Annotated in this window: 21 protein-coding genes and 1 riboswitch; of the genes, 16 read left to right on the forward strand and 5 right to left on the reverse strand. The window is 66.3% G+C overall.

Going from position 1 to position 24,307, the window contains the following annotated elements; translation table 11 throughout:
• Window positions 1–144: 144 nt before the first annotated feature.
• The 3 genes from mnmC to KHY18_RS11145 form a co-directional block, all read right to left on the reverse strand.
• Window positions 145–2,079, reverse strand: a complete 1,935-nt coding sequence (gene mnmC, locus KHY18_RS11135) for a bifunctional tRNA (5-methylaminomethyl-2-thiouridine)(34)-methyltransferase MnmC2/FAD-dependent 5-carboxymethylaminomethyl-2-thiouridine(34) oxidoreductase MnmC1 (protein WP_213299401.1) — start codon at window positions 2,077–2,079, stop codon at window positions 145–147.
• A 6-nt stretch (window positions 2,080–2,085) separates the two neighbouring features.
• A complete protein-coding gene (locus KHY18_RS11140) occupies window positions 2,086–2,754 on the reverse strand; it encodes a trimeric intracellular cation channel family protein (RefSeq protein WP_502768719.1) in 669 nt (222 codons plus the stop codon).
• A 174-nt stretch (window positions 2,755–2,928) separates the two neighbouring features.
• Window positions 2,929–3,021: riboswitch (glycine riboswitch) on the reverse strand.
• Window positions 3,022–3,074: 53 nt separating this feature from the next.
• Complete coding sequence (locus KHY18_RS11145; RefSeq protein ID WP_184270434.1) at window positions 3,075–3,350, reverse strand: oxidative damage protection protein; 276 nt, start codon at window positions 3,348–3,350, stop codon at window positions 3,075–3,077.
• Window positions 3,351–3,488: 138 nt separating this feature from the next.
• Between KHY18_RS11145 and KHY18_RS11150 the strand changes: the two genes are divergently transcribed.
• From KHY18_RS11150 to KHY18_RS11190, 9 genes are all read left to right on the forward strand, one after another.
• Complete coding sequence (locus KHY18_RS11150) at window positions 3,489–4,511, forward strand: sulfate ABC transporter substrate-binding protein (protein WP_213299403.1); 1,023 nt, start codon at window positions 3,489–3,491, stop codon at window positions 4,509–4,511.
• A 45-nt stretch (window positions 4,512–4,556) separates the two neighbouring features.
• Window positions 4,557–4,745 carry a hypothetical protein gene (locus KHY18_RS11155; protein ID WP_213299406.1) on the forward strand — a complete coding sequence of 63 codons (189 nt, stop codon included), beginning with the start codon at window positions 4,557–4,559 and terminating at the stop codon, window positions 4,743–4,745.
• The gene (locus tag KHY18_RS11160) at window positions 4,742–5,152 is read left to right on the forward strand and encodes a VOC family protein (RefSeq protein ID WP_213299409.1); all 411 of its coding nucleotides are present in this window, start codon (window positions 4,742–4,744) and stop codon (window positions 5,150–5,152) included. The genes KHY18_RS11155 and KHY18_RS11160 overlap by 4 nt, the downstream gene beginning before the upstream one ends.
• Before the next feature lie 91 nt (window positions 5,153–5,243).
• Window positions 5,244–6,182, forward strand: coding sequence for a CysB family HTH-type transcriptional regulator (locus tag KHY18_RS11165; protein ID WP_213299412.1), 939 nt, complete (start codon window positions 5,244–5,246; stop codon window positions 6,180–6,182).
• 81 nt (window positions 6,183–6,263) lie between these two features.
• Complete coding sequence (locus KHY18_RS11170; RefSeq protein ID WP_213299415.1) at window positions 6,264–6,662, forward strand: GntR family transcriptional regulator; 399 nt, start codon at window positions 6,264–6,266, stop codon at window positions 6,660–6,662.
• Window positions 6,659–7,522 (forward strand): ABC transporter ATP-binding protein, encoded by an 864-nt coding sequence (locus KHY18_RS11175; protein WP_213299418.1) that lies wholly within the window; start codon window positions 6,659–6,661, stop codon window positions 7,520–7,522. Before KHY18_RS11170 ends, KHY18_RS11175 begins: the two co-directional genes overlap by 4 nt.
• Entirely contained in the window at window positions 7,519–8,952 is a 1,434-nt protein-coding gene (locus KHY18_RS11180; RefSeq protein WP_213299421.1) for a hypothetical protein, read from the forward strand. Before KHY18_RS11175 ends, KHY18_RS11180 begins: the two co-directional genes overlap by 4 nt.
• A 30-nt stretch (window positions 8,953–8,982) precedes the next feature.
• Window positions 8,983–9,540, forward strand: a complete 558-nt coding sequence (locus KHY18_RS11185; protein WP_213299424.1) for a pseudouridine synthase — start codon at window positions 8,983–8,985, stop codon at window positions 9,538–9,540.
• A 152-nt stretch (window positions 9,541–9,692) separates the two neighbouring features.
• Entirely contained in the window at window positions 9,693–10,823 is a 1,131-nt protein-coding gene (locus KHY18_RS11190; protein ID WP_213299427.1) for an ankyrin repeat domain-containing protein, read from the forward strand.
• Window positions 10,824–10,948: 125 nt separating this feature from the next.
• On the opposite strand, the gene KHY18_RS11195 is transcribed toward KHY18_RS11190, so the two are convergent.
• A complete protein-coding gene (locus KHY18_RS11195) occupies window positions 10,949–11,611 on the reverse strand; it encodes a glutathione S-transferase (protein ID WP_213299430.1) in 663 nt (220 codons plus the stop codon).
• Window positions 11,612–11,754: 143 nt separating this feature from the next.
• Entirely contained in the window at window positions 11,755–13,101 is a 1,347-nt protein-coding gene (argA, locus tag KHY18_RS11200) for an amino-acid N-acetyltransferase (protein WP_213299433.1), read from the reverse strand.
• 292 nt (window positions 13,102–13,393) lie between these two features.
• Between argA and hrpA the strand changes: the two genes are divergently transcribed.
• From hrpA to KHY18_RS11235, 7 genes are all read left to right on the forward strand, one after another.
• Window positions 13,394–17,395, forward strand: a complete 4,002-nt coding sequence (hrpA, locus tag KHY18_RS11205; RefSeq protein ID WP_249729061.1) for an ATP-dependent RNA helicase HrpA — start codon at window positions 13,394–13,396, stop codon at window positions 17,393–17,395.
• A 5-nt stretch (window positions 17,396–17,400) separates the two neighbouring features.
• Window positions 17,401–17,946 (forward strand): hypothetical protein, encoded by a 546-nt coding sequence (locus KHY18_RS11210; RefSeq protein ID WP_213299439.1) that lies wholly within the window; start codon window positions 17,401–17,403, stop codon window positions 17,944–17,946.
• A gap of 113 nt (window positions 17,947–18,059) precedes the next feature.
• Window positions 18,060–18,425, forward strand: coding sequence for a hypothetical protein (locus tag KHY18_RS11215; protein ID WP_213299442.1), 366 nt, complete (start codon window positions 18,060–18,062; stop codon window positions 18,423–18,425).
• Between the two features lie 155 nt (window positions 18,426–18,580).
• Complete coding sequence (locus tag KHY18_RS11220; RefSeq protein ID WP_213299445.1) at window positions 18,581–18,949, forward strand: FecR family protein; 369 nt, start codon at window positions 18,581–18,583, stop codon at window positions 18,947–18,949.
• Between the two features lie 132 nt (window positions 18,950–19,081).
• Entirely contained in the window at window positions 19,082–21,454 is a 2,373-nt protein-coding gene (gene fecA / locus KHY18_RS11225) for a TonB-dependent Fe(3+) dicitrate receptor FecA (RefSeq protein WP_349630280.1), read from the forward strand.
• Window positions 21,455–21,557: 103 nt separating this feature from the next.
• Window positions 21,558–23,249 carry a long-chain fatty acid--CoA ligase gene (locus tag KHY18_RS11230; RefSeq protein WP_213299451.1) on the forward strand — a complete coding sequence of 564 codons (1,692 nt, stop codon included), beginning with the start codon at window positions 21,558–21,560 and terminating at the stop codon, window positions 23,247–23,249.
• A 50-nt stretch (window positions 23,250–23,299) separates the two neighbouring features.
• The gene (locus tag KHY18_RS11235; RefSeq protein ID WP_213299454.1) at window positions 23,300–24,307 is read left to right on the forward strand and encodes a Bug family tripartite tricarboxylate transporter substrate binding protein; all 1,008 of its coding nucleotides are present in this window, start codon (window positions 23,300–23,302) and stop codon (window positions 24,305–24,307) included.

Here is a 24,307-nt window from a genome sequence, read left to right on the forward strand (position 1 = left end):
TATGGGCGGCGAACAAACTATTGTTTTGTGCTTCCTTTATGCGAATAAGCTTATGCGCAAGCACTGGCGCGGGCTGGCGGCCCGCCGAGGGGCGTTTTTGGCCGGTTTTCTGAACCGGGCGCAAAACCCTCACTCAGGCGCCCATCAGGCGCCAAGACGCTGGGTAGAGAGCGCCTGGGCCAGGCGCGCGTCCAGCGGCAGCGGCTCGTCGTGCAGGCGCGCGGCCAGCAGTTCGCTGCACAGCAAGGCCAGCGTGATGCCGCGCGCGCCCATGGCCGTGCAGGTCCACAGTCCGGGCTGGTGGACCGGGTCCACGGGGCCGACCAGCGGCAGCCTGTCTTGCGCCGCGAGACGCACGCCGGCCCACAGATGGGGCGTGGCCGTGAACGCGGCAGCGAGCGCTGCGGCCTTGTTCGGCAGCAAGGCCTGCAGGCGCTGGGCATTGGCCGCATGGGCTGTTGCCTGATCTTCGGCCGATGGCGGCAGTATGTCGATATCGCGTTCGAACGTCGAGCCCATGAACCAGCCGCGGTCGGCCTCGGGGCCGCCCAGCGGAATGTTGGGCACCAGACTGCCCTTGCCGTTGACCGGGAAGGGCGGCAGCGCGTTGTCGGCGATGTCGGTCTGTTCGCCCCACGACACCTGACCGCGCATGCGCTGCAGCGGCCAGTCGGCGGGCAGCAGCTGATCGCTGCCATGGCCGCCGGCGATCACCACCAGCGGCGCCGCGCCCAGCAGCGCGCCCTGCGCGTCCAGCAACTGCCAGTCGAGGCCTTCGCGGCGCAGCTGTGCCACATGGCACTGGCCGTTCCAGCGGATGCCGGGCTGGGCGAGCAGGGCGCGCACCAGCTGCGCCGGCCGTATCCAGCCGGCCTGCGCATGCCAGCAGGCAGCGTCGCCCGCGTCAAGGCCGGCGAGCGCGCGCTGCGCGCCGTCGGCAGGGCGGCTCCAGTCATGGCCCGGGTGAGGGCGCGCGGCCGCAGGCGCGGCGTTCGCGCCTTCGAGCTGCCATTCGCGCGGCAGGCCTATCAGGCCGTCGCCGCTTTCCACGCGGTGTTCGAGCACGCCGCAGTGCAGCCAATCCTGGCCGGGCGTGAGCAGGGCCTGGGCCTGCTGCAGCGTCGCGCGCACGCCGCTGCGCGACAGGCGCGACAGCAGGCTGTCGTCGGGCGAGACATGGGGCGCGAACAGCCCCGCGGGCAGGCCCGAGGCGCCCGCGGCCGGAGCCTCGGCCCGATCGAGCACATCGACCCGCCAGCCGCGGCGCGCGAGCTGAAACGCCGCGGACGCGCCCGCGATGCCGCCGCCGATCACGATGCAGCGGCGCGCGTCTGTGGGCGGCAGTTCCGGTGGCTGGCTCCAGGCGTCGGCGCGCCGGCGCGGCTCCCAGCGCGGGTTGAACAGCGCCTGCAGGTTGTCGCGCTTTGGGGGCACGCCCGGCACTTTCTTCACTTCGAAGCCGTTCTCGGCGAGCGCGTCGCGCACCGCGCGCGCAATCGTCCAGCTCGCCAGCCGCGTGCCGCGGCGGCAGCAGCGCGCGACCGCCTTGAGCGTCTGCGCATCCCAGATTTCAGGGTTGCGCGCGGGGCTGAAGCCGTCGAGATAGACAGAGTCGACCGTGGGCATCTGCTGGCGCAGCTGGGCCTGGGCATCGCCGATATAGAGCGTCAGCTGCACCTGGCCGTTTTCGAACGACAGCCGGTGCACGCCGGGCAGCAGGCCCCAGAACTGCGCCGCGAGCTGTTCGGCCAGCGGGCGCAGCGTGGGGTCCTGCGGCATGGCGCGGCGCATGTCGTCCTGCGTGACCGGGTAGGCCTCGATCGAGACGAAATGCAGCTGGCGCGGGCGCGCCGGGTCGGCTTTCCATGCGGCCCAGGTGACGAGAAAGTTGAGCCCGAAGCCAAAGCCGGTTTCCAGAATGCGCCACTGCGCGGCGTCGGCCCAGGCCGCGGGCAGGCCGCAGCCCGCGAAGAACACCTGGCGCGCCTGGTCCAGACCGCCGTTTTCGCTGTGGTAACGGTCGGAAAAACGCGGGCTGTAGGGCGTGCCGTCGGGCAGCCAGTCAATTGCTTCGGACATGGGGGGTCATTCCCAGCGCTGCTGGTACGAAAAGGTCGGCAGTCGCCATTTGAAGCGGATGGCCAGCAGGCGCAGCGCCAGGCCGCCCGCAAAGCAGACGGCCGTGCTGATGCCCGTGGACACCTCGAAGTGTTGCAGCAGCAGGAACAGCACGCAGACCGCGAGCGACACGCTGGCATACAGCTCGCGGCGGAACACCACGGGCACCTGGTTGCACAGCACGTCGCGCAGAATGCCGCCGCTGATGCCGGTGAGCATGCCCGAGATGATGACCACCACCAGCGGGTAGTTGAGCTTGAGCGCCACGTTGCAGCCGATCAGCGAAAACGCGATCAGCCCCATGGCGTCGAGCAGCAGGAACAACTGCTTGAGGCGCAGCAGATGGCGCGCGACCAGCGTGGTCAGCAGGCCTGCTGAAATGACCAGGTAGACGTATTCGGGGTGCTGGGTCCAGCCTATGGGGAAGTGGCCCAGCACCATGTCGCGTATGGTGCCGCCGCCAAGGGCGGTGACGAAGGCGATCACCGCGACACCAAAGATGTCCATGTTGCGCCGGCCCGCGGCCAGTGCGCCGGACATGGCTTCGGCGGTGATCGCCACGAGGTAGATCACCAGCATGGTGTCGATGGGGGAGGACGCCTGCAAAGGCTGGATCGCGGAGATGGAAGAGGACACGCAAAAAGTCTCGGTGGAAACCGGCCCGTCCTGCGACGGTGCCGATACGCCTCTCCCGCTGTCCTTTGTACCTGAGAGTTTGGGCGCTCCCAGCCGCTTGCGAGCCAGGGGCGCTTGCCCCTTCGGTGAGTCGGCGGCGCGCAAGGCGCACCCCGACTTCTCTCCAGTTGGCGAACGATTTCTGCGGTTCCGGGTGCCTGAGCGATTATGGGAGTTTGCGCCTTCGGCGAAGGCGCATCGAACGCCTTGCTCTCCCGCAGAAAAACGGGATTATCCCGTCCTGACCAGGGGCCGTCAATGGATGCGGCCCGGGCAGTGCTTCAAGCCTCTGTGGGCGGCACGTAGCCGACCGCGGCGTCGGCGCCGCCGCCGAAGAAATGGTTTTCCATCTGGCGTGCCAGGTACTGGCGCGCGCGCGCATCGGCCAGGTTCAGGCGGTTTTCGTTGACCAGCATGGTCTGGTGCTTGAGCCAGCCCGCCCAGGCTTCCTTGCTCACGCTTTCCCAGATGCGCTTGCCCAGCTCACCCGGATAGGGAGGGAAATCCAGGCCTTCGGCTTCTTTGTCGAGCTTGATGCAGTGAACGGTACGTGCCATGGGGAAAAAATCCTTGTACTGACTTCAGATGTTTTAGATATAACGAACTGAAATCTTATTGGTTTAAGTTTTGATGGGTCGGTTTCAGAATGCGTTCAGCAGCGTCCAAGCGCTTACCGCAACCTTTTCGAGGCCCAAATGACAATTCGCCGTCACTTTATCAAGTTTCCAGCCCTGCTCGCGCTGACTGCCAGCGTTGCACTCACGGCGGGTCCGGCCATGGCGCAGTCCTTGACACTGCTGAATGTTTCCTACGATCCCACGCGCGAGCTGTACGTCGAGTACAACCAGGCGTTCGCCAAGCACTGGCAAGCCAAGACCGGGCAGACGGTCTCGATCAAGCAATCGCACGGCGGTTCGGGCAAGCAGGCGCGCTCCATCATTGACGGTATCGACGCCGACGTGGCGACGCTGGCGCTGGCCGGCGACATCGACGCGGTCGCCAAGAACGGCGGCCAGGTGAATGCCGATTGGCAAAAACGCCTGCCGCACAACTCGGCGCCTTACAGCTCGACCATCGTGTTCCTGGTGAAAAAGGGCAATCCCAAGGGCATCAAGGATTGGGACGACCTGATCAAGCCCGGCGTGCAGGTGATCACGCCCAACCCCAAGACTTCGGGCGGCGCGCGCTGGAACTACCTCGCGGCCTGGGAATTCGCCAAGCGCAAGTACGGCGGCGACCCCAAGGCCAAGGAATTCGTCGGCAAGCTGTTTCAGAACGTTCCCGTGCTGGACACCGGCGCGCGGGGCTCGACCATGACTTTCGTGCAACGCGGCGTGGGCGATGTGCTGCTGGCCTGGGAAAACGAAGCTTTCCTGGCGCTCAAGGAGTTCGGTCGCGACAAGTTCGACATCGTGGTTCCTTCGATCTCCATTCTGGCCGAGCCTTCGGTGGCCGTGGTCGACAAGGTGGTCGACAAGCGCGGCACGCGTGCCGTCGCCGAGGAGTACCTGAAGTTCCTCTACTCCGAGGAAGCACAAGCGATCGCCGGCCGCAACTTCTACCGTCCGACTTCGGAAAAGGCCAAGGCGCAGTTCGCCAACACCTTCCCCAAGCTGACGCTGGTGACGATTGACCAGGCCTTCGGTGGCTGGGCCAAGGCCGACAAGGACCACTTTGCCGACGGCGGCAGTTTCGACCAGATCTATACCCGCAAGTAAGCGCATACGGCGCCGACTCCGGTCGGCGCCGCAAGGAGAGCTCCCATGAACACCTGCCTCAAGCCTGCCGTCCGCGGCCTGGCCCCACTGACGCCCACATTGCAGCTGATTGCCATCACGGCCGCCAGCTGGAACCTGATTGCGCCAGTGCGGTCGCGCAAACGGGCGCGGCGCATTCCGCTGCGCAGCCTGGTACGTAGCGGCGGCTGCGGCGCGGCGGTGGGGGCAGCATGAGCATTCGTGGCGTTCACCATCTGCAACTCGCATTCCGTGCCGGCAATGCGCCGGCGATGCGGCATTTCTACCGCGATCTGCTGGGCCTGAGCGAACTGCCGGGCGAGCAGACCGAAGGCTCGGCCTTGCACTTCGCGGCCGGCGGCCAGCGCATCGATCTGGTCGGGGTCGCGCAATGGCAGCCGCTGCCCGCGGTCTCGCACCTGGCATTCGAAGTGCAGGATCTGCCCGCGCTGCGCGAGCGCCTGCTGGCCGCGCAGCTGCCCCTGGTCGAAAACCAGGGCCTGGCGGGCTTTGCGCGCTTTTATCTCAAGGACCCGGCCGGCAATCAGCTCGAGTTTCTTGAAGCCGAGCCGCAGGTCGACCAACATCTCGTGCGCTGGGAAAGCGCGCTGGCGCTGGCGTGAGCCGGCACCGATTTCTTGTAACGATGCGCGCAGGCGGCGCGCATGCCGCAACCCCGCGGTCGTAAACGCCCGAAGAATATAGGCTAGTGGCATGAATTTCCAGCAATTGCGCTCGGTGCGTGAAACAGTGCGTCGGGGCTTCAACCTCACCGAAGTCGCGCAGGCGCTCTACACCTCCCAGCCCGGCGTGAGCCGCCAGATCCGCGAGCTCGAAGAAGAATTGGGCGTGCAGATCTTCGTGCGCGCGGGCAAGCGCCTTACCGGCCTGACGCCGCCCGGCGAAAGCCTGATGCCCATCGTCGAGAAACTGCTGTTCGAAGCCGACAACCTGCGCCGCGCGGGCCTCGACTTCAGCACCAGCGACCAGGGCCGGCTGTCGATCGCCGCCACGCACTCGCAGGCACGCTATGCGCTGCCGCAGGTGGTGCGCGATTTTCGCAGCCGCTTTCCCCAGGTCGTGCTGCACCTGCACCAGGGCTCGCCGCAGCAAGTGGCGCAGATGCTGCTCAGCGGCGAAGCCGACATCGGCGTGGCGACCGAAGCCTTGAGCACCCATGACGAGCTGGTGACGCTGCCTTGCTACCGCTGGACGCACAGCATCGTCGTGCCGCCAGGCCATGCGCTGCTCGACATCGACGGGCCGCTGACGCTGGAGCAGCTGGTGCAGTACCCGATCATCACTTATGAGCAAGGCTATACCGGCCGGGCCCACATCGACGAAGCTTTCGCGCGCGAAGGCCTGGCGCCCGACGTGGTGCTGTCGGCCATGGACGCCGACGTGATCAAGACCTATGTGGAGCTGGGCATGGGCGTGGGCATCGTCGCCTCGATCGCCGTCGACGCCGAGCGCGACCGCCATCTGCGCCTGCTCGACGCCGGTCATCTGTTCGAAGTCAACCTGACGCGCCTGGGCCTGCGCCGCGGCGCCTGGCTGCGCGGCTACGCTTTCCACTTCATCGAAAGCTTTGTGCCCACGCTCACGCGCGATGTGGTGGCGCAGGCGCTCGAAGTCACGCGCAGCGTGGACTGAACGACAACGCTGCGCGGGCCCGTACCTTGTTGGAGGTACGGGCTCTTTTTTTATGCCAAGTGTATTGGTATACTGATACACATGGACGCTGCCGCTTTTCATATCGAACCCGGCCTGCCCGAGCCGATCTACCGCCAGATCGCGGGGCAGGTGCTGCGCATGGTCGCGGCAGGCCAGTGCGCGCCGGGCACGCCGCTGCCTTCGGTGCGCGACATGGCGGCCGTGCATGCGGTCAATCCGATGACGGTGTCCAAGGCCTATGCCCAGCTCGAAGCGCAGGGCGTGCTCGAACGCCAGCGCGGCAAGGGCATGGTGGTCTCGCAGCAGGCGCAAGGCGCGCAGACGCTGGACCAGCGGCTCGCGGCGCTCGCGCCCGCGCTGCGCGACCTCGCGCGCCAGGCGCGAGAACTCGACCTGCCCGCCGATCAGGTGGCGCAGGCCCTGCAGCAGATGATGAACAACGAAAGGAAATCCGGATGACAGGAGAGGGAGTGGCGCTGTTGCAGGCGCAGGGACTGGGCAAGCGCTATGGGAAGCTCGCGGTGCTCGAAGACGTCGCGCTGAGCGTCGCGCCCGGCAGCGTGCTGGGCTTGCTGGGCCGCAATGGCGCAGGCAAGAGCACGTTGATCGAATGCCTGCTGGGATTGCGCGCCGCGGACCAGGGCCAGGCGCTGCTGTTCGGCAAACCCGCGCAGGCGCTGGACGACGACGACAAGGCCGCGCTCGGCTATGTGCCGCAGCGCGCCGATGGCTTCGACTGGCTGACCGTGGGCGCGATGCTCGAACTCGTGGCCGGGCTTTATCCGCAGTGGGACCATGCACTCGTGGCGCGCCTGCAAAAGGACTGGAAGCTGGATGCGCGCCGCCGCCTCGTGACGTTGTCGCCGGGCGAGCGCCAGCAGGCGGCCATCATTCGCGCGATTGCGCCGCGCCCGCGCCTGCTGGTGCTCGACGAACCCGCATCGGCGCTGGACCCGCTCGCGCGGCGCGCGCTGCTGCGCGAAATCGTGCAACTCGCGGGCGAGCAGGGCAGCACGGTGCTGTTTTCCACGCACATCATTTCCGACCTGGAGCGCGTGGCCTCGCATATCGCGGTGCTGCACCAGGGCCGCGTGCACCTGCATGCAGGCCTCGATGAGCTCAAGGACGAACTGCGCCGGCTGGTCTGGCCCGCGCATGTGCCGCTGCCGGACGCGCCGCTGCCCGGTGAACTCATGCGCCGCGGCCTCAATGAAGGCGCGAGCGTGCTGGTCGTGCGCGGCGGGCCCGTTGCCTGGCCCGAAGGCGTACGTGCGCAGCCGCTGGGCCTCGAAGACCTGTTCGTGGAGCTCACGGCATGAGCGCGCGCGCTGGTGGGGTGCTGGCGCTGCTGCGCCAGGTGTTTCCCGAGCCCAGGCTCAGCCTGCCGGGCCTGGGGCTGTGCCTGCTGTTGCTGGCGCTGCTGGCCGCGATGGGCCGTATTGCCGATGACGACGTGCCGCACGCCTATCTGCTCGGCGGTGCCTGGGTCGCGGCGCTGTGGTGGCTGCTGCTGGGCGGGCGGCTGTGCGCGCTGGCCTACCAGATGGCCGCCTTGCGGCTGCCGCGCGTGCCGCGCCTGCTCTGGCGCGGCGCCCTGGTGCATGGCGCGGGCAGCACGCTGCTGCCGCTGGCCGTGCTCGCTTGCTTTGCGCCCGCAGGCGTCGATGGTTTGACCCTGCTCGCCGCGCTGTGCCTGGGATCGGCGCTGGGCCTGCTCGCGATGAGCATGCCGATGGTGGTTCCGCTGGTGCCGCTGCTGCTGGTCGTGGGCGACTTTGCCGTGGTCGCGAATCCGTTGGCCTGTGGCCTGCTGACGGGGATCGCGCTGTGTCTGTCGGCGCTGGCCTGGCGCTGGCAACTGAGCCGCATGCGTGCGGCGCATTTCGCGCCTCTGGGCGTGGCGCTGAGCGGCTCGGAGTTGAGCCTCACGAACCTGCTGCGTCCGGTCACGTCCCAGCCGCAGCGCGCTGCGGGCCGCGACACGGGCGCCGCGGCATCGGCCGCCGCGGCATCGGCCGCCGCGGCATCGACCGCCACGGCACCGCGTACCCGCGCCCGGGATCTGCTCGCGGCCTTGCTGGGCCCGGTGTGCCAGACCACGCGCCAGCTGTATGGCAGGAAAGGCCAGGCCTTGACCTATCTCGTGTTTGCCGGTGTCGGGGCCGCGGCGCTGGCCTGGGGGCTGTTCTGGCCGCCGGAGCGCGAGCGCGGGATTTTCCTGGCGCTGATGATTGCCGCTGCGCCCTTTCTGGCACTCAAGCCCGCGATCCGGCTCGCGCAGTTGCGCCAGGACCGTGGTGCGGGTCTGGCCGAACTGCAGCTCACGCCCGGAATGCCCGCGGTCGCGCAACTGCCGCGCGCCATCATGCGCCAGATGCTGTACTGCCTGGGCGAGCGTTTCCTGTTGCTGGGCTGGATCATGCCGGCCATCGCGATTCCGGCCTATGGGCTGAATGCGCCATGGCTGCTCCACTGGCTCGGCATGCTGTTCGCTGGATTGCTGTTCGGTCTGGCCTGGGTCTGGCTCGCGTGGCAGGCACAAGGCCGGCGCTGGATCTGGTGGGCCCTGGCCTTTGTGGGACTGGCGCTTGCGATGGCGACCAATGTTCGCTCGCTGGTGCATGTGCGCGCGCTCGACAGCAGTTGGGCGCTGGCCTGGGCCGCATGGGCGCTGCTGGTCGTGGTGTTTTTCCATGGGCTGCGGCGCCGTGCGGCGCGGCCGGCGCCAGAGCTGCCTGGAGGACAATAGCTTGTTTTGCCGCTGCAGTTGATATAGCCGATGTCCCGTTACTTCCTCTTTCACAAGCCGTATGGCGTCCTGTCCCAGTTCACTCCCGAGGATGGCGCGCGCTCGCTGGCCGAGTTCGGCCTGCCCAAGGGCGTCTATCCCGCGGGCAGGCTCGACAAGGATTCGGAAGGCCTGCTGTTGCTGACCGACGACGGCCCGCTGATCGAGCGGCTGCTCAATCCACGCAATGAAAAGCCCAAGACCTATTGGGCGCTGGTCGAGCGCGTGCCGAGCGAGGAGGCGCTGCAGCGCATGCGCACGGGACTGCGCATCGAGGACTACCACACCAAGCCGTGCACGGCCACTCTGCTCGATCCGCAGCCTGAAGTCGCTCCACGCGATCCGCCGGTAAGACTGCGCAAGTCGGTGCAGGATGTGTGGCTGGAAGTGAGCATCGTCGAAGGCAAGAACCGCCAGTTGCGCAAGATGACCGCGGCCATAGGCCACCCGACGCTGCGGCTGCTGCGCCAGAGCATGGCGAATCTGACGCTCGAAGGACTTGCGCCGGGGCAATCGCGGGAGATTGGCCGAGGCGACATCGCTTTCTGACTGCCGCGCTCGGCAGGCACCAAGCCGCGTGCAGGAGCATGAAAGAAGTTCTGTCTGCAACGACTGACCTAGGGTAAACCCTGGGGAACTGATCGCTGCAGGTTGCCACTCATTGCGGCACTGCTGAAGAAATCGAGTCGATGCGATTTTGTATGGCTGCCAAATCCTGGGGTGTGCTAACCAATTCGGAGATCGAAATGATCATAAATGCATCTTTGCCAAAGGTAAATTCTACTTTTGACCACTCGCCGACTGGTGGTCAGCTTCTGATTCAAAGCGATTCCAACCTTACTCGCGCGGCTCAAGGTCCAGGTTCCGAGGCATTAGAGTTGGCTATTAAAAAAGTCGATAGCATAGATGTAAAAGACTTTCGTGGATTTACAGCATTGATGGCGGCTGTTGTTCACGAAAATGTTGAAGGCGTGAAGTTCTTGATAGCGAGTGGAGCGGATCTGCGTGTGGAGTTTGAGGGAAGTGGTTGGACCGCTTTGACATTGGCTTTAACTAAAAAAATCGAAATATTATCCGAATTGATTGATGCAGATTCCAGCCCTGAGCATATCGATCATGCCGATGCAGATGGCTATACGGCATTGATGTGGGCCCTGCGATTCCATGCCTGGCCGCAGGCTTCCATGTTGAAAGAGGCAGGTGCAGATGTCAGCAAAATATCTAATCAGGGACAATCCATACTTTTATATTCTGTAGAGACTGGAGATGTTTCTTTGATGAATTGGCTGATGGAACAAAAGGGCTGGTTCTCCAGGGCGCAGGTGGAGAATGTAATTGATCAGTTGAAAGGTAAAATCAAGCAGCTGGATGATGAAGGCACGCAGATGGACGATAAAATTAAAAGTCGTATACGTTCCAGGAGTGAGCACTACGCCAATTGCTTAAAATATATTCTGGAAGAATATCCCCAGGACTTTATCGTGGACTCGTCGAAAAACGCAATGCCGCAGAAAATCAGTAATCCAGCGCCTTCCATATCCGGCCACGCCATGCATGAAGCCATGACCCTGTTCGTCGCAAACAATCCCGGGCCAAGTTCTGCAGAAAACACAGCTGCGCGGAACCCGGATGGCAGCACAGCGAAGAAAACCTTTTCCCCCAGAAGGCAAACCGGCGCCCCGGCTGAGATCGCGCCGGCTGGCGCAACCAGGAGGCCTGCGCCCTCGGTGCCGGAAGATGAAATCAGGCGGCCAGTCAATGCCCAGAACGCGACTGTGACCACACGCATGGGCAATCCCGGTTACCAGGAGGTGCAGTTGCCCTCTCCCTGAGCAATGCATCGAGGAAGGCCAGGTCGAATGGCGTGCGGCTGGCCTGCTACGGCTCAGGGCAGGGGCTGACGACGAGGTCAATGAGGCAGCCCAGCGCCGGGCCGCGAAACGCCGCCGGAATGCGCTTACTGCGCGCCCGACACCTGGGCCATGAAGGTGGGTCCGGTCTCGCCGTCGCGCCAGCCGGGATAGGTTTCCATCACTTCGGCAAACAGCGCCGAGTCGATCCAGCGCTGCAGCCAGGCCTGCAGCGCGGGCCAGGGTTGTTCGGCCCACTGGGCTTCGTCGATGCGCGCGTACTGGCGCACGAACGGGCGCAGCGCCATGTCGGCCAGGCTGGGATGTAGGCCGAACAGATAGCCGGTGTCTGCCAGCTGTTCGTCGAGCGCCGCCAGCCAGGTCAGCGCCTCAGCCTGGGCGTCGTTGACTTCGGCGGCGCTGTAGCGCTCGGGGTACTTGCAGCGGTCCAGCGCGGGCTTGAAGCGCGTATCCAGGTCATGGATCAGCGCCAGCATGTCGGCTTCGCTGCCTTCGGTGGGCGCAAGCCAGCCGTCGGGATCGTTCTGGCGCAGCGCCCAGAGCATGATTTCCAGGCTTTGCTCGATCACGCCATCCGCGTCCACCAGTACCGGCACCGTGGCCTTGGGCGAGGCCTGCAGCAGCGCCTGCGGCTTGGCGCGCAGATTGACTTCGCGCAGCTCGCAGGCAATGCCCGCATGGGCCAGCGCCAGGCGGGCGCGGATGGCATAAGGGCAGCGGCGGAAGGAGTAGAGAACGGGCAGGGGCATGAAAACGGGAGCGGTAAGCGTGATTGGTGGCAGCGCCGATGATAGCGCGGCAGGCGAGGGGACAGGCGCAGGTTCCCCGTTCGCCCTGAGCCTGTCGAAGGGTGAACGGCCTGGCCTCGAAAACCGCGCCAAACGGCGAAAAATCAGAGCTTTTTCACCAGCACCTGGCTCTTGCGGTCCCAGTTGTATTTGGCCTTGCGCGACTCGGGCAGCCAGTTCGGGTCCACGGGCTGGAAGCCGCGCTTGATGAACCAGTGCATGGTGCGCGTGGTCAGCACGAACAGGCTCTCGAGCCCCTGGTTGCGCGCGCGCTGCTCTATGCGCTTGAGCAGCTTCTCGCCGTCGCCCGTGCCCTGGCTCTTGGGCGAGACCGTCACGGCGGCCATTTCGGCGGTCTTTTCCTTGGGGTAGGGGTAGAGTGCGGCGCAGCCGAAGATCACGCCATCGTGCTCGATCAGCGTGTAGTTGGTGATATCGCGCTCGATCTCGGTGCGGCTGCGCTTGACCAGCGTGCCGTCGTTCTCGAACGGCTCGATCAGCTGCACGATGCCCGCGACATCGTCGGCCGTGGCTTCGCGCAGCTCCTCGAGTTTCTCGTCGATGACCATGGTGCCTATGCCGTCGTGCACATAGATTTCGAGCAGCAGCGCGCCGTCAACGGCGAACGGCAGGATGTGGCTGCGCTCCACGCCGGCCTTGCAGGCCTTGACGCAATGCTGCAGGTAGAACGCGGTGTCGGTGGGCTGCTGCGGCGCGGGCAGCTGGGCCAGCAGCGACTGGGCGGTCGCCAGCGGCAGCTCGGTATCAATGGGGTTGTCGTCGCCCGCGGGCTCCAGCGGGTGCTGGTGGATGCCGGGCACTTCGGTCAGGAAGATCAGCTTGTCGGCCTTGAGTTCAATGGCCACGCTGGTCGCGACTTCTTCCATGTTCAGGTTGAACGCCTCACCCGTGGGCGAGAAGCCGAACGGCGACAGCAGCACCATCGCGTCCATGTCGAGCGTCTGGCGAATGGCGTTCACATCAACCTTGCGCACCAGGCCCGAATGCTTGAAATCGACGCCGTCGACGATGCCCACGGGGCGCGCGGTGACGAAGTTGCCCGACAGCACGCGCACCGTGGCGCCGGCCATGGGCGTATTGGGCAGGCCCTGGCTGAACGCGGCTTCGATCTCGTAGCGCAGCTGGCCCGCGGCTTCCTGCGCGCAGTCGAGCGCCACCGAGTCGGTGATGCGTATGCCGTGCGAGTACTGCGGCGCATGGCCCTTGGCCTGTAGCTGTTCGTTGACCTGGGGGCGGAAACCGTGGACCAGCACGATGCGCACGCCCATGGCCTGGATCATCGCCAGATCCTGGGCAATGCTCGTGAGCTTGCCCGCGGCAATGGCTTCGCCCGTGATGCCGACGACGAAGGTCTGGTTGCGGAATTTGTGGATATAGGGCGCAACCGAACGGAACCAGGGAACGAAGGTGAAGTTGAAGACGGTGGACATGGGCGGGGCGGGCGGGCGTGGAAGGGCGGAAAGCCTTGGCGACAAATGTCGCATCATAAGCACGCAGCGCTTGCCTGTAAGGCGCAGGGCAAAGAAGTTGTCTGCGCGCATCAGTGCACGGCAGAGTCCTGCGCCGGCCTGGAATAAATCATGGCCCGCAAGCGCTGCGGGCCCGGGCTGCGGATAATGGCGGGCTATGCCTTTTTCCGATCCGCAGACCGCTGCCGCGCCGCGCGCGTACACCCTTGATTTTCCTGCCTCCCTGCCCGTGTCGACACGGCGCGAGGAGATCATGCGCGCCATGGAGCAGCACCAGGTGATCATTGTCTGCGGCGAGACCGGCTCGGGCAAGACCACGCAGCTGCCAAAAATAGCGCTGGCGCTGGGCCGCGGCAAGTGCAATGCGCCCGCGGGCACCCAGGGCAAGCTGATCGGCCACACCCAGCCGCGGCGCATCGCCGCGAGTTCCGTGGCCAAGCGCATCGCCGAGGAACTCAAGACGCCGCTGGGCGGCGTGGTCGGCTACAAGGTGCGTTTCCAGGACCGGCTGTCGAAGGACACGTCGGTCAAGCTGATGACCGACGGTATCCTGCTGGCCGAAACCCAGACCGATCCGCTGCTCAAGGCCTATGACACGCTGATCATCGACGAGGCGCACGAACGCAGCCTCAACATCGACTTCCTGCTGGGCTATCTGCGCCAGATCCTGCCCAAGCGTCCCGACCTCAAGGTGGTGGTGACTTCGGCGACCATCGATGCCGATCGCTTCGCACGCCACTTCGCCTCGGCCGACGGCCCGGCGCCGGTCATCATGGTCTCGGGCCGCACTTTCCCGGTCGAGCAGCGCTATCGCCCGTTCGAGGAAAGCCGCGACTACGGCCTCAACGAAGCGATCGCCGACGGCGTCGACGAGCTGTGGGCCGGCGCGCGCGGCGGCGACATCCTGGTGTTCCTGCCGGGCGAACGCGAAATCCGCGAAGCCGCCGACCATCTGCGCAAGCATCTGCAGCACCAGCCCGTGCTGCGCGGCGCCGAAGTGCTGCCGCTGTTCTCGCGGCTGTCGCAGGCCGAGCAGGACCGCATTTTCGAAGGCCACACGGGCCGGCGCATCGTGCTCGCGACCAACGTCGCCGAGACGTCGCTCACCGTGCCCGGAATCCGCTATGTGATCGACGCGGGCACGGCGCGCGTCAAGCGCTACAGCTTTCGCAGCAAGGTCGAACAGCTGCTGGTCGAGCCCATCAGCCAGGCCGCGGCCAACCAGCGCGCGGGCCGTTGCGGCCGCGTGGCCGACGGCATCTGCATCCGTCTTTATGACGACGCCGACTTCATTGCGCGCCCGGCGTTCACCGACCCCGAAATCCTGCGCAGCTCGCTGGCCGGCGTGATCCTGCGCATGAAGTCGCTGGGCCTGGGCGACGTGGTGAACTTCCCCTTCCTCGAAGCGCCTTCGGGCCGGGCGATCGCCGACGGCTACCAGCTGCTGGCCGAACTCGGCGCGGTGACCGACCATGGCGACATCACGCCCATGGGCCAGGAGCTGTCGCGCCTGCCGCTGGACCCGCGCGTGGGCCGCATGATTCTCGAAGCGCGTGCGCGCGGCGCCGTCGCCGAAGTGCTGGTGATCGCTTCGGCGCTGTCGGTGCAGGACGTGCGCGACCGTCCCATCGACGCCCAGCAGCAGGCCGATCAGCAGCACGCCAAGTTCGACGACGAGAAAAGCGAATTCAGCGGCTATCTGCGGCTGTGGAAATGGCTGCAGGACGCGCGCGGCGGCAAGGTCGTGGCGCAAAGCCGGCGCGAGATGGCCAGCCAGTCCGCGCCCGCGCCCAAGGTCTCGGCGCGCAGCGCGGCTTTCCTGCCCGTGGCCCAGCGCAGCACGGGTGCGCAGGCACCGGTCCAGGCCGATGCGGCCCTGGCCTGGAAACCCGACGCAGGCGTGCCCGTGCCGGCCGACGACGCCACGCACAAGATCAGCAACCGCCAGTGGGAACAGCTGCTGCGCCAGAACTTCATCAACATCCGCCGCGTGCGCGAGTGGCGCGACATCTATTCGCAGCTGCTCACGGTGGTCAAGGAGCAGCGCTGGCAGATCAACACCCAGCCCGCGGGCTACGAGGCGCTGCACCTGTCCATGCTTTCGGGGCTGCTGGGCAACCTGGGCTACAAGGGCGATGAAAGCGACAGCTACCTGGGCGCGCGCGGCATACGCTTTCACCCGCACCCGGGCGCGCATCTGTCGAAGAAGCCCGGCCGCTGGATAGTCGCCGCGGAACTCGTCGAAACGTCCCGACTTTACGGCCGCGGCATTGCGGCCGTGGAGCCCGTGTGGCTCGAAGAAGTCGGCGCCCATCTGCTGAAAAAGCAGCTGCTGGACCCGCACTGGGAAAAGAAGAGCGCTGACGTCGTCGCGCTGGAGCGCGCGACGTTGTACGGCCTGGTGGTCTACAACGGCCGGCGCACCAGCTTCGGCAAGGTCGATCCGCAATCGGCGCGCGAGCTGTTCATTCGCCAGGCCCTGGTCGATGGCGGCTGGGACACGCGCCTCACGTTCCTGCAGGCCAACCGCAAGCTGGTCGCGAAGATCGAGGAGATGGAGCACAAGTCGCGCCGCCAGGACGTGCTGGTCGACGACGAACTGATCTACGCCTTCTACGACCAGCAGCTGCCGCAGGATGTGTTCAGCGGCGCCACCTTCGAGCGCTGGTTCCAGGCCGCGAGCCGCGAGAACACCGACCTGCTGCGCCTCACGCGCGATGAACTGATGCGCCATGAGGCCGCGGGCATCACCACCCAGGCCTTCCCCAAGGTGATCAAGCTCGGCGGCGTCGACTGCGCGGCCCAGTACCTGCACTCGCCGGGCGACGCGCGCGACGGCGTCACCGTCACCGTGCCGCTGTTCGTTCTCAACCAGGTCAGCGAGGAGCGCGCCGAGTGGCTGGTGCCGGGCATGCTCAAGGACAAGATCCAGGCGCTGCTCAAGAGCCTGCCGCAGCGCCCGCGCAGCCGCTTCGTGCCGCTGCCCGAAAGCGCCCAGCGCCTGGCGACGCTGCTGTGCGCGCCCGAACGCTTCGTGCAGGGCGGGCTGATCGACGCGCTGCTCAAGCAGGCGCGCGATGAAACCTCGCTCGACATCAAGCGCGCCGATTTCAAGCTCGACATGCTGAGCCCGCACCTGTTCATGAACTTCCGCGTGACCGACGAGCATGGCCGCCAATTGGGCCAGGGCCGCAATCTGGGCGCGCTCAAGGCCCAGCTCGGTGCCAAGGCGCGCGGCGCGTTCCAGGCGCTGGCCGGAATGAAGCTCGCGAACGTGCTCGAAGACGGCGCGCCCGGCGCCGTGCCGGCGGCCGCGAAGCCGGCCGGCAAGGCCCAGGCGCAGAGTCCGGCCGCGCCCGCCAAGGCCCCGCCCGCGGCCAAGCCGGCCAGCGATGCGCCCGCGGCGGGCCAGCGCTATACCCAGTGGAGCTTCGGCACGCTGCCCGAGCTGATGGAAATCCGCCAGGGCGCGCAGTCGCTGGTGGGTTTTCCCGCGCTGATCGATCACGGCGACGGCGTGGGCATCGAAGTCTTCGACGAGCCCGAAGTCGCGGCCGCCAAGCACCGCGCGGGCCTGCGCCGGCTGTTCGCGCTGCAGATCAAGGACGCGCTCAAGTACCTCGAAAAGAACATTCCCGACCTGCAGAAAATGGCCGTGGCATTCATGCCGCTGGGCACGCAGGAAGACCTGCGCCAGCAGATCATCGACGTCGCGCTGGACCGGGCTTTCGTGCTCGATCCGCTGCCCACCAACGCCGCCGAATTCACCCAGCGCGTGCAGGATGGGCGCGGCCGGCTGACGTTGATCGCCAACGAAGTCGCGCGCCTGGCCGGCGCCATTCTGGTCGAGTACACGGCCGCGGCGCGCAAGATCAAGGACACGAAGAACGCGCCCGAAGCCACGGCCGACGCGCTGCAGCAACTGCAAAAGCTCATGCCCAAGCAGTTCATCGCGGCCGCGCCCTGGGTGCAGCTGGCGCATTTTCCGCGCTATCTCAAGGCGATCACGCTGCGGCTCGACAAATGGCGAGCCGATCCCGCGCGCGACGCCGCGCGCCTGGCCGAGCTGCGCCCGCACGAGCAGCGCTACTGGCGTCTGGTCGTAGACCGCAAGGGCCAGGTCGATGCGCGCATGCAGGAATACCGCTGGATGCTCGAAGAGCTGCGCGTGGGCTTTTTTGCCCAGGAGCTGCGCACGCCGTATCCGGTCAGCGTCAAGCGCCTGGACAAGCTCTGGGCGCAGATGCAGCGCTGAAGTCCATGGTGTTCTGGAGCCGTCCGCTGCTGCCGCTGGAGCGCGCTTTCGTGCGCCGGCATTTCGGCGCCACGCTCGATGCGCAGTTGCCCGGGCTGCGCGTCTACCTGCGCCGTGTGGGCGACACGCAGCGCGCGCTGTCGTTCAACGGCGGGCGCATTTCCATGCCGCGCATCTGCTTTGTGGCGGGTGATCCGCACCAGCCGCTGCGCCTGACGCATGCGCAGATCGCGGGCTGTTTCGCGCACGAGTTGCTGCACCAGTGGCAGCGCGTGCAAGGCCAGGCCGTGACCCGCGAGGCGTTCTGGCTGCAGCTGCGCCATCTGTGCGGTGGGCGCAACCCCTATGCCTATGCGCGCTGCAGCGACGCCCAGGTCATGCACGACACTTTTCTTCAGGCCCAGGTGGAGCAGCAGGGCCAGATATGGGAAGACCATGTGCGCGCCTGCGTCGCCGGCCAGCCCGCGGCGGAATTCGCGCGCATCGCGGCCCATGTGCGCGGGGAGGGCGGCTCGCCGGCGCCCACAACGGGACAGGGGCATTTCTCCTAGAGGGGTGACGGGAGATTTGCAATAATGCGAATGCTTCCCAATACTAGTCACCGCCGTCCTTGCCGGGCTGAAGCGCGGCGCGAAAACTGCACCGCATGAGGTGTGATAGGTCGATGGCGTTTGAATTTCTTTTGGTGAAAGAGAATTACAAAAAGCGTCGTGACGGCAAGATCGAGACTCCTTTCACAACTGGAGTTCCTGTGCCTCTCGACATCAAAAACGCGACCGATATCTTGGCTGAAGTCCACCAAACGCTCCATGATGACCGCTCCATCGATGGACAGCACGGCAATGTCCCGTACCTCAGCATCAATGCTCTACCTCCTGGCCAGCCTTCAGGCACCGCAAATTGGGATTTGCTGATCAGCGGAGACTGCTCGCAAGCAATGGAGCAAGCCATCCAGCGAGCGAAGGTAGCCGTTCAATCGCGAATGAGCTTGCTTCAGCCCTTCCTTGGCTCGACCACCTTCGCGGGATAGGTGGAGCACTAGAACAACCCAGCTGGCTCCGCCTCGCGGTTCCAGCTGTAAATGACAAGTTCGCCACGCTCCACACGGTTTGCGCCACCGCCCACGGTGTAGTCCAGCTTCAGCGACTCCATCTCAAAGTCCTTGAAGCACTCCCGTGTGGCCGGATGTTCGAAGGCGCAGTGCGCATCACGCCGAACGCTCCGCGCGCGCCGGTGCAAGTACTGGATGCAGGCGAACAGACGGTGTTCAGCGCCCGGCAGGTGGGGGACGTCGCACCCGCGAGCGCCGCGCGCCAGGCCTGGGTCGACGGGCTGTTGATCGCCGACAACATGCGGCTGGATGACTTTGTGCGCGAACTGGCGCGCCATCGCGCGGGCCACCTGGGCTGCGACCCCGCGGTTGCCGACCTGCGGCTCGACGGCGTGTTTCCGCTCGCCGACACCGACCGCGTGCTGGCCATGGTCGCCCAGACGCTGGCGGTGGACGTGCGGCGCACGACGGATTGGTGGGTCACGGTCAGGGCGAGGGATTGAGAGGGGGCCTGCGCTCAAAAGCGGGAAATTCGGAACGCCAAAAAAATATTCCACAAATCAGTTCCGCTTTTTGCCCACCCGCGTGGCATGGGAAGTGAACCCTTCTTGGAACTTCTTTCTGGAACCCCTGCCGTGCCTTCACATTTCCCCGCCCCCGCCGCGCTGACTCCTTTGCGCCATGCCTGCATCGCCATGATTGCCAGCCTGGGCGCGCTGGCCCTGCCCATGGCCGCGACCACAGCCCATGCGCAAAGCGCGGCCGTCGCCGCGCAGGACTTCGACATTCCCGCGGGCCCGCTGGGCAGCACGCTCAACCAGTTCGCCCAGCGCGCGGGCATTGCCTGGTCGGCCGACGCCCAGCTCACGCAGGACCGCCAGAGCGCGGGACTGCGCGGCCGCTTCACGCTGCAGCAGGGCTTTGCGCAACTGCTGCAGGGCACGCCGCTCGAAGCCTTCGATCGCGGCGGCCAGGTTTACGGCCTGCGCCTGCGCGCCCAGCCCAAGGTGGGCGCCGCTGCCGCGATGGACAGCGTGACCGTGGTCGGCAACTGGCTTGCCGACCCGACGGCCGCCAGCGTGTTCGAACATGCGGGCGCGCGCGATCTGGTCACGCGCGCCGACTTCACGGCCGGCGGCGCGACCGCGATGCGTGAAGTGCTCAACCGCATTCCCGGCGTGATGGCGCCCGAGAACAACGGCACGGGCAGCCACGACATGGCGATGAACTTCGGCGTGCGCGGCCTCAACCCGCGCCTGGCCGCGCGCTCCACGGTGCTGATGGACGGCGTGCCCGTGCCGTTCGCGCCCTACGGCCAGCCCCAGCTGTCGTTCGCGCCCGTGTCGCTGGGCAATATGGATGCAGTCGACGTGGTGCGCGGCGGCGGCGCGGTGCGCTACGGCCCGCAGAACGTGGGCGGCATCGTCAACTTCGTGACGCGCGCGATTCCCGCCAAATCCGCGGCCAGCGTCGACGTGCAGACCGAGCACGCGGCTTCGGGCGGGCTCAAGACCACGAGCAGCCTGATGGCCGGCGGCACGCTGGACAGCGGCCTGGGCGCGGTGCTGCTGTACTCGGGCGTGCGCGGCGAAGATTCGCGCGAGCACAGCGGCACGCGCATCGACGACTTCATGCTCAAGACCCAGTACCGCATGAATGCGGCGCACAAGTTCACGGCCACGCTGCAGCGCTATACCGGGGAGGCCGACATGCCCGGCGGCCTGTCGCGCGCCGACTTCAACGCCGACCCTTACCAGTCCACGCGCCCCAAGGACCGTTTCTGGGGCCATCGCAATCTCGTGAGCGCGGGCTATGAATACAAGCCCGATGCATCGCGCCAGCTGTCGGTGCTGGCCTTCCAGACCGAGACGCTGCGCAGCGGCTATCTCGACCAGGGCAGCTTTGTCTCGCTGTCGCCGCGTGACTACACGGTGCGCGGCATCGAAACCCGCTTCACCCAGGGCTTTCGCTGGGCCGGCGCGCGCCATGAAATCGGCGTAGGCCACCGCTATGTGAGCGAGCAGAGCGAGGAGTTCCGCTACCGCCTGCCCAGCAGCTCCGCCGCGCTGCCCAGCGAGTCCAGCCCGCACGACCGCCACACCCAGGGCGAGACCCAGGCCCATGCGCTGTTCATCGACGACCGCATCAACATCGGCAACTGGACCATCGTGCCCGGCGTGCGCGTAGAGCAGATCCGTTCGTCGCAGCAGAACCTGCTGAACGGCGCGCGCGACGCGGGCAAGTACCGGCCGCTGCTGCCCGCGCTCAACGTCATGTACTACGTCAACGACCAGTGGAACCTCTACGCGAGCACCGACAGCTCGTTCGGCACCGTGCAGTACAGCAAGATGGCGAAGGCCGTCACCAGCGGCAGCGTGGAGCCCGAGAAGGCGCGCTCGTACGAGGTGGGCACGCGCTACGACAACGGCGCGCTGCGCGCCGAGCTGGGCCTGTTCAGCATGACGTTCAGCAACCAGTACGAAAGCAACCAGCAGTCGAACAGCGTCTACGCGCGCGGCAAGACCCGGCATCTGGGCCTCGAAGGCGGGGTGCATTACGACCTGGGCAGCGCGCTGCGCGCGATGAAGGGCTATGGCGTCTACGCGAGCTATGCCTATGTCGATGCATCCATCCTCGAAGACGGCCCCAACAAGGGCAACCAGGTGCCGTTCTCGCCGCGCCACAAGGCGGCGTTCGGCGTCGACTACCAGGCCGGAGCGTGGAAGGCCGGCATCGACGGCACGCTGCAATCGAGCCAGTTCGCCGACAACCGCAACACCGTCGCCGAGACCGCCGCGGGCAACAACGGCCGCATTCCGGGCTACATGCTGTGGAACATCCGCGGCAGCTATTCGCTGGGCCCGGCCTACAGCAATGTGCGCATAGGCGCAGGCATCAAGAACCTGTTCGATCGCCGCTACTTCACGCGCTCGTTCGACGACAACAACAGCGGCCTGTACGTGGGCCAGCCGCGCACGGTCTACCTGCAGCTGTCGGCCGCGTTCTGACAAGGCGAGGGTCGCGCAGGTGACCCTTACCTAGGTCTGTTCCTAGTGCCAGCGCGCCCGCGCTGGCCTAGTCTGGGTGCTGGTTTCATAGCGAGCAACATCCATGCGCCCTCATCACGCTTTCTGGCCCAACCGGCTGCCCCATTCGATCACCGTTCCAGCCACGTCGGTATGGGATAACCTGGCCGTCAATGCCAGGCGCTATCCCGACAAGACGGCATTGGTGTTCTTCGGCCGCCACCTGACCTATGGCGAGCTGGCCGCGGACGTGGAGCGCGTCGCGGCCTATCTGCAAAGCCTGGGCGTGGGCCGGGGCGACCGCGTCGTGGTGCTGATGCAGAACTCGCCGCAGCTGGTGATCGCGCATTACGCCATCATGCGCGCCAACGCGGTGGCGGTGCCGGTCAACCCCATGAACCGCGCCGACGAGCTGCAGCACTACATCACCGATCCCGACGCCAAAGTGGCGCTGACCAGCGGCGATCTGGCCCTCGAACTCGTCAAGGCCAGCAATGCCTTGCCCGCGGGCAGCGGCTTGCAGCATCTGGTGGTCACGCAGTTCAGCGATGCGTTCGACGCCGACATCGAAGGCCCCGATGCGCCGCCCGAGCAATGGCGCGAATGGCTGCTCACGCGCCATCCCTTGCCGGCCTTGGCGCAAGGCCAGGTCCATGCCTGGGACGCCGCGCTGGCCTGCACGGCCGCGCCTTCGGCGCATACCGCGGGCAGCGACGATCTGTGCGTTCTGCCCTATACCAGCGGCACCACGGGACTGCCGAAGGGCTGCATGCACACCCACCGTTCCATCATGCACAACGCCGTGGCGTCGGGCATCTGGAGCAATGCGACCAGCGAGCAGGTGGTGCTGGGCGTGGTGCCCATGTTCCACATCACGGGCCTGGTGTCCATGCTGCACACCAGCATCTGCCTGGGAGCGACGCTGGTGCTGATGCCGCGCTGGGAGCGCGAGCTCGCGGGCCGGCTGATCTCGCGCTACCAGGTCACGAGCTGGACCAATATCCCGACCATGGTCATAGACCTGATGGCCAGCCCCAATTTCGACCAGTACGACCTCACCAGCCTGCGCCACATCGGCGGCGGCGGCGCGGCCATGCCCCAGGCCGTGGCCCAGCGCCTGCTCGACCAGTTCGGCCTGCGCTATATCGAAGGCTACGGCCTCACCGAGACCGCCGCGCCTTCGCACAGCAATCCGCCTGACCGGCCCAAGCAGCAATGCCTGGGCATTCCGTTCATGAGCACCGACGCGCGCGTGATCGACCCCGATACGCTGCAGGAAGTGGCGCAGGGCGAGCAGGGCGAAATCGTGATCCACGGCCCCGAGGTGTTCGCCGGCTACTGGAAATGCCCCGACGCGACCCAAGCCGCGTTCATCGAGATCGACGGCAAGCGCTTCTTCCGCTCGGGCGATCTGGGCCGCATCGACGAAGACGGCTACTTCTTCATCACCGACCGCCTCAAACGCATGATCAACGCCAGCGGCTTCAAGGTCTGGCCTGCCGAAGTCGAGGCGCTGATGTTCAAGCACCCGGCCGTGCAGGAAGCCTGCGTGATCTCGGCGCGCGACAGCTACCGCGGCGAGACCGTCAAGGCCGTGGTGGTGCTGCGCGCCTCGCACAAGGACCAGGTCAGCGCCCAGGAAATCCTCGACTGGTGCCGCGAACACATGGCCAGCTACAAGGCGCCGCGCCAGCTGGTGTTCGTCGACGCGCTGCCCAAGAGCGGCAGCGGCAAGGTGATGTGGCGCGTGCTGCAGGAGCGCGAAGCCGCGGCCTGATGCCGCCTTGCCTGATTCGATCCCCCCCTTTGCACCATCGAGACCACCTTATGAACTTTTCTTCGTTGAATCGCCGCACGCTGCTGCAAGGCGCGGCCGCATGGACCGGTGCCGGCGTTCTGGGCAGCGCCCAGGCGCAGAGCAGCAAGGCCGCGTGGCCGTCCAAGCCCATTCGCATCATCGTTCCCTACAACGCGGGCGGCAGCACCGATGTGGTCGCGCGCACGCTGGCCGACGGCATGAGCAAGCGCCTGGGCAAGCCCGTGCTGGTGGACAACCGCGGCGGCGCGTCCGGCATTCTGGGCACGGACGCCGTGGCGCGCGCGCCCGCCGACGGCCATACGCTGCTGGTGTCGCTGTCGACGTCGATGATGGTCAACCAGTACCTCTATTCCAAGCTGCCCTACAACCCCGAAAAGGATCTCGAACTCATCACCCAGATCGCCACCGCGCCCATCGTGCTGGCCGTTCACCCTTCGGTGCCGGCCAACAACATGCAGGAGCTGCTGGAGTACGTGAAGGCCAACAAGGGCAAGTTGTCGTATGGCTCCTGGGGCCAGGGTTCGCAAGCGCATCTGGTCGGCGCCTATCTGAGCAAGATGACGGGCGCCGACATGACGCATGTCGCCTACAAGGGCGAGGCGCCCATGCTGCAGGACCTGCTGGGTGGGCAGCTGCAGCTGTGTTTCGCGGGCGTGGCCGGCGCCAAGCCCTTTGTCGACGCGGGCCGGCTCAAGGCCATAGGCCTCGTGGGCCGCGAGCGCGCGCCCACCTTGCCCAAGGTCGCGACCCTGCATGAGCAGGGCCTGACCGACTCCGCCTATTCGGTGGTCGGCTGGATAGGCATGGGCGCGCCCGCGGGCCTTCCCGCCGACGTGGTGGCCCAGCTCTCCAGCCTGGTCAAGGAGCTGGCCCAGGACCCCAAGGTGCAGGAGCAGCTGGTCAACACCGGCGGCCTCGGGGTGATGGGCACGCCGCAGGCGTTCCGCGAAGCCTACCAGCGCGACGCGCCGGCATGGAAGGCGCTGGTGGCGGCGGCGAATGTGAAGCTGGATTGA

The sequence above is a fragment of the Acidovorax sp. CCYZU-2555 genome, from assembly GCF_018413525.1.
Classification (GTDB): Bacteria; Pseudomonadota; Gammaproteobacteria; order Burkholderiales; family Burkholderiaceae_C; genus Comamonas.

What these genes read in the sequence shown, in the direction of transcription:
- mnmC (WP_213299401.1), bottom strand. Translation starts at nt 2,079, where the DNA reads ATGTCCGAAGCAATTGACTGGCTGCCCGACGGCACGCCCTACAGCCCG.
- KHY18_RS11145 (WP_184270434.1), bottom strand. Translation starts at nt 3,350, where the DNA reads ATGGCACGTACCGTTCACTGCATCAAGCTCGACAAAGAAGCCGAAGGC.
- KHY18_RS11150 (WP_213299403.1), top strand. Translation starts at nt 3,489, where the DNA reads ATGACAATTCGCCGTCACTTTATCAAGTTTCCAGCCCTGCTCGCGCTG.
- KHY18_RS11155 (WP_213299406.1), top strand. Translation starts at nt 4,557, where the DNA reads ATGAACACCTGCCTCAAGCCTGCCGTCCGCGGCCTGGCCCCACTGACG.
- KHY18_RS11160 (WP_213299409.1), top strand. Translation starts at nt 4,742, where the DNA reads ATGAGCATTCGTGGCGTTCACCATCTGCAACTCGCATTCCGTGCCGGC.
- KHY18_RS11165 (WP_213299412.1), top strand. Translation starts at nt 5,244, where the DNA reads ATGAATTTCCAGCAATTGCGCTCGGTGCGTGAAACAGTGCGTCGGGGC.
- KHY18_RS11170 (WP_213299415.1), top strand. Translation starts at nt 6,264, where the DNA reads ATGGACGCTGCCGCTTTTCATATCGAACCCGGCCTGCCCGAGCCGATC.
- KHY18_RS11175 (WP_213299418.1), top strand. Translation starts at nt 6,659, where the DNA reads ATGACAGGAGAGGGAGTGGCGCTGTTGCAGGCGCAGGGACTGGGCAAG.
- KHY18_RS11180 (WP_213299421.1), top strand. Translation starts at nt 7,519, where the DNA reads ATGAGCGCGCGCGCTGGTGGGGTGCTGGCGCTGCTGCGCCAGGTGTTT.
- KHY18_RS11185 (WP_213299424.1), top strand. Translation starts at nt 8,983, where the DNA reads ATGTCCCGTTACTTCCTCTTTCACAAGCCGTATGGCGTCCTGTCCCAG.
- KHY18_RS11190 (WP_213299427.1), top strand. Translation starts at nt 9,693, where the DNA reads ATGGCTGCCAAATCCTGGGGTGTGCTAACCAATTCGGAGATCGAAATG.
- KHY18_RS11195 (WP_213299430.1), bottom strand. Translation starts at nt 11,611, where the DNA reads ATGCCCCTGCCCGTTCTCTACTCCTTCCGCCGCTGCCCTTATGCCATC.
- argA (WP_213299433.1), bottom strand. Translation starts at nt 13,101, where the DNA reads ATGTCCACCGTCTTCAACTTCACCTTCGTTCCCTGGTTCCGTTCGGTT.
- hrpA (WP_249729061.1), top strand. Translation starts at nt 13,394, where the DNA reads ATGCGCGCCATGGAGCAGCACCAGGTGATCATTGTCTGCGGCGAGACC.
- KHY18_RS11210 (WP_213299439.1), top strand. Translation starts at nt 17,401, where the DNA reads ATGGTGTTCTGGAGCCGTCCGCTGCTGCCGCTGGAGCGCGCTTTCGTG.
- KHY18_RS11215 (WP_213299442.1), top strand. Translation starts at nt 18,060, where the DNA reads ATGGCGTTTGAATTTCTTTTGGTGAAAGAGAATTACAAAAAGCGTCGT.
- KHY18_RS11220 (WP_213299445.1), top strand. Translation starts at nt 18,581, where the DNA reads ATGTTCGAAGGCGCAGTGCGCATCACGCCGAACGCTCCGCGCGCGCCG.
- KHY18_RS11230 (WP_213299451.1), top strand. Translation starts at nt 21,558, where the DNA reads ATGCGCCCTCATCACGCTTTCTGGCCCAACCGGCTGCCCCATTCGATC.
- KHY18_RS11235 (WP_213299454.1), top strand. Translation starts at nt 23,300, where the DNA reads ATGAACTTTTCTTCGTTGAATCGCCGCACGCTGCTGCAAGGCGCGGCC.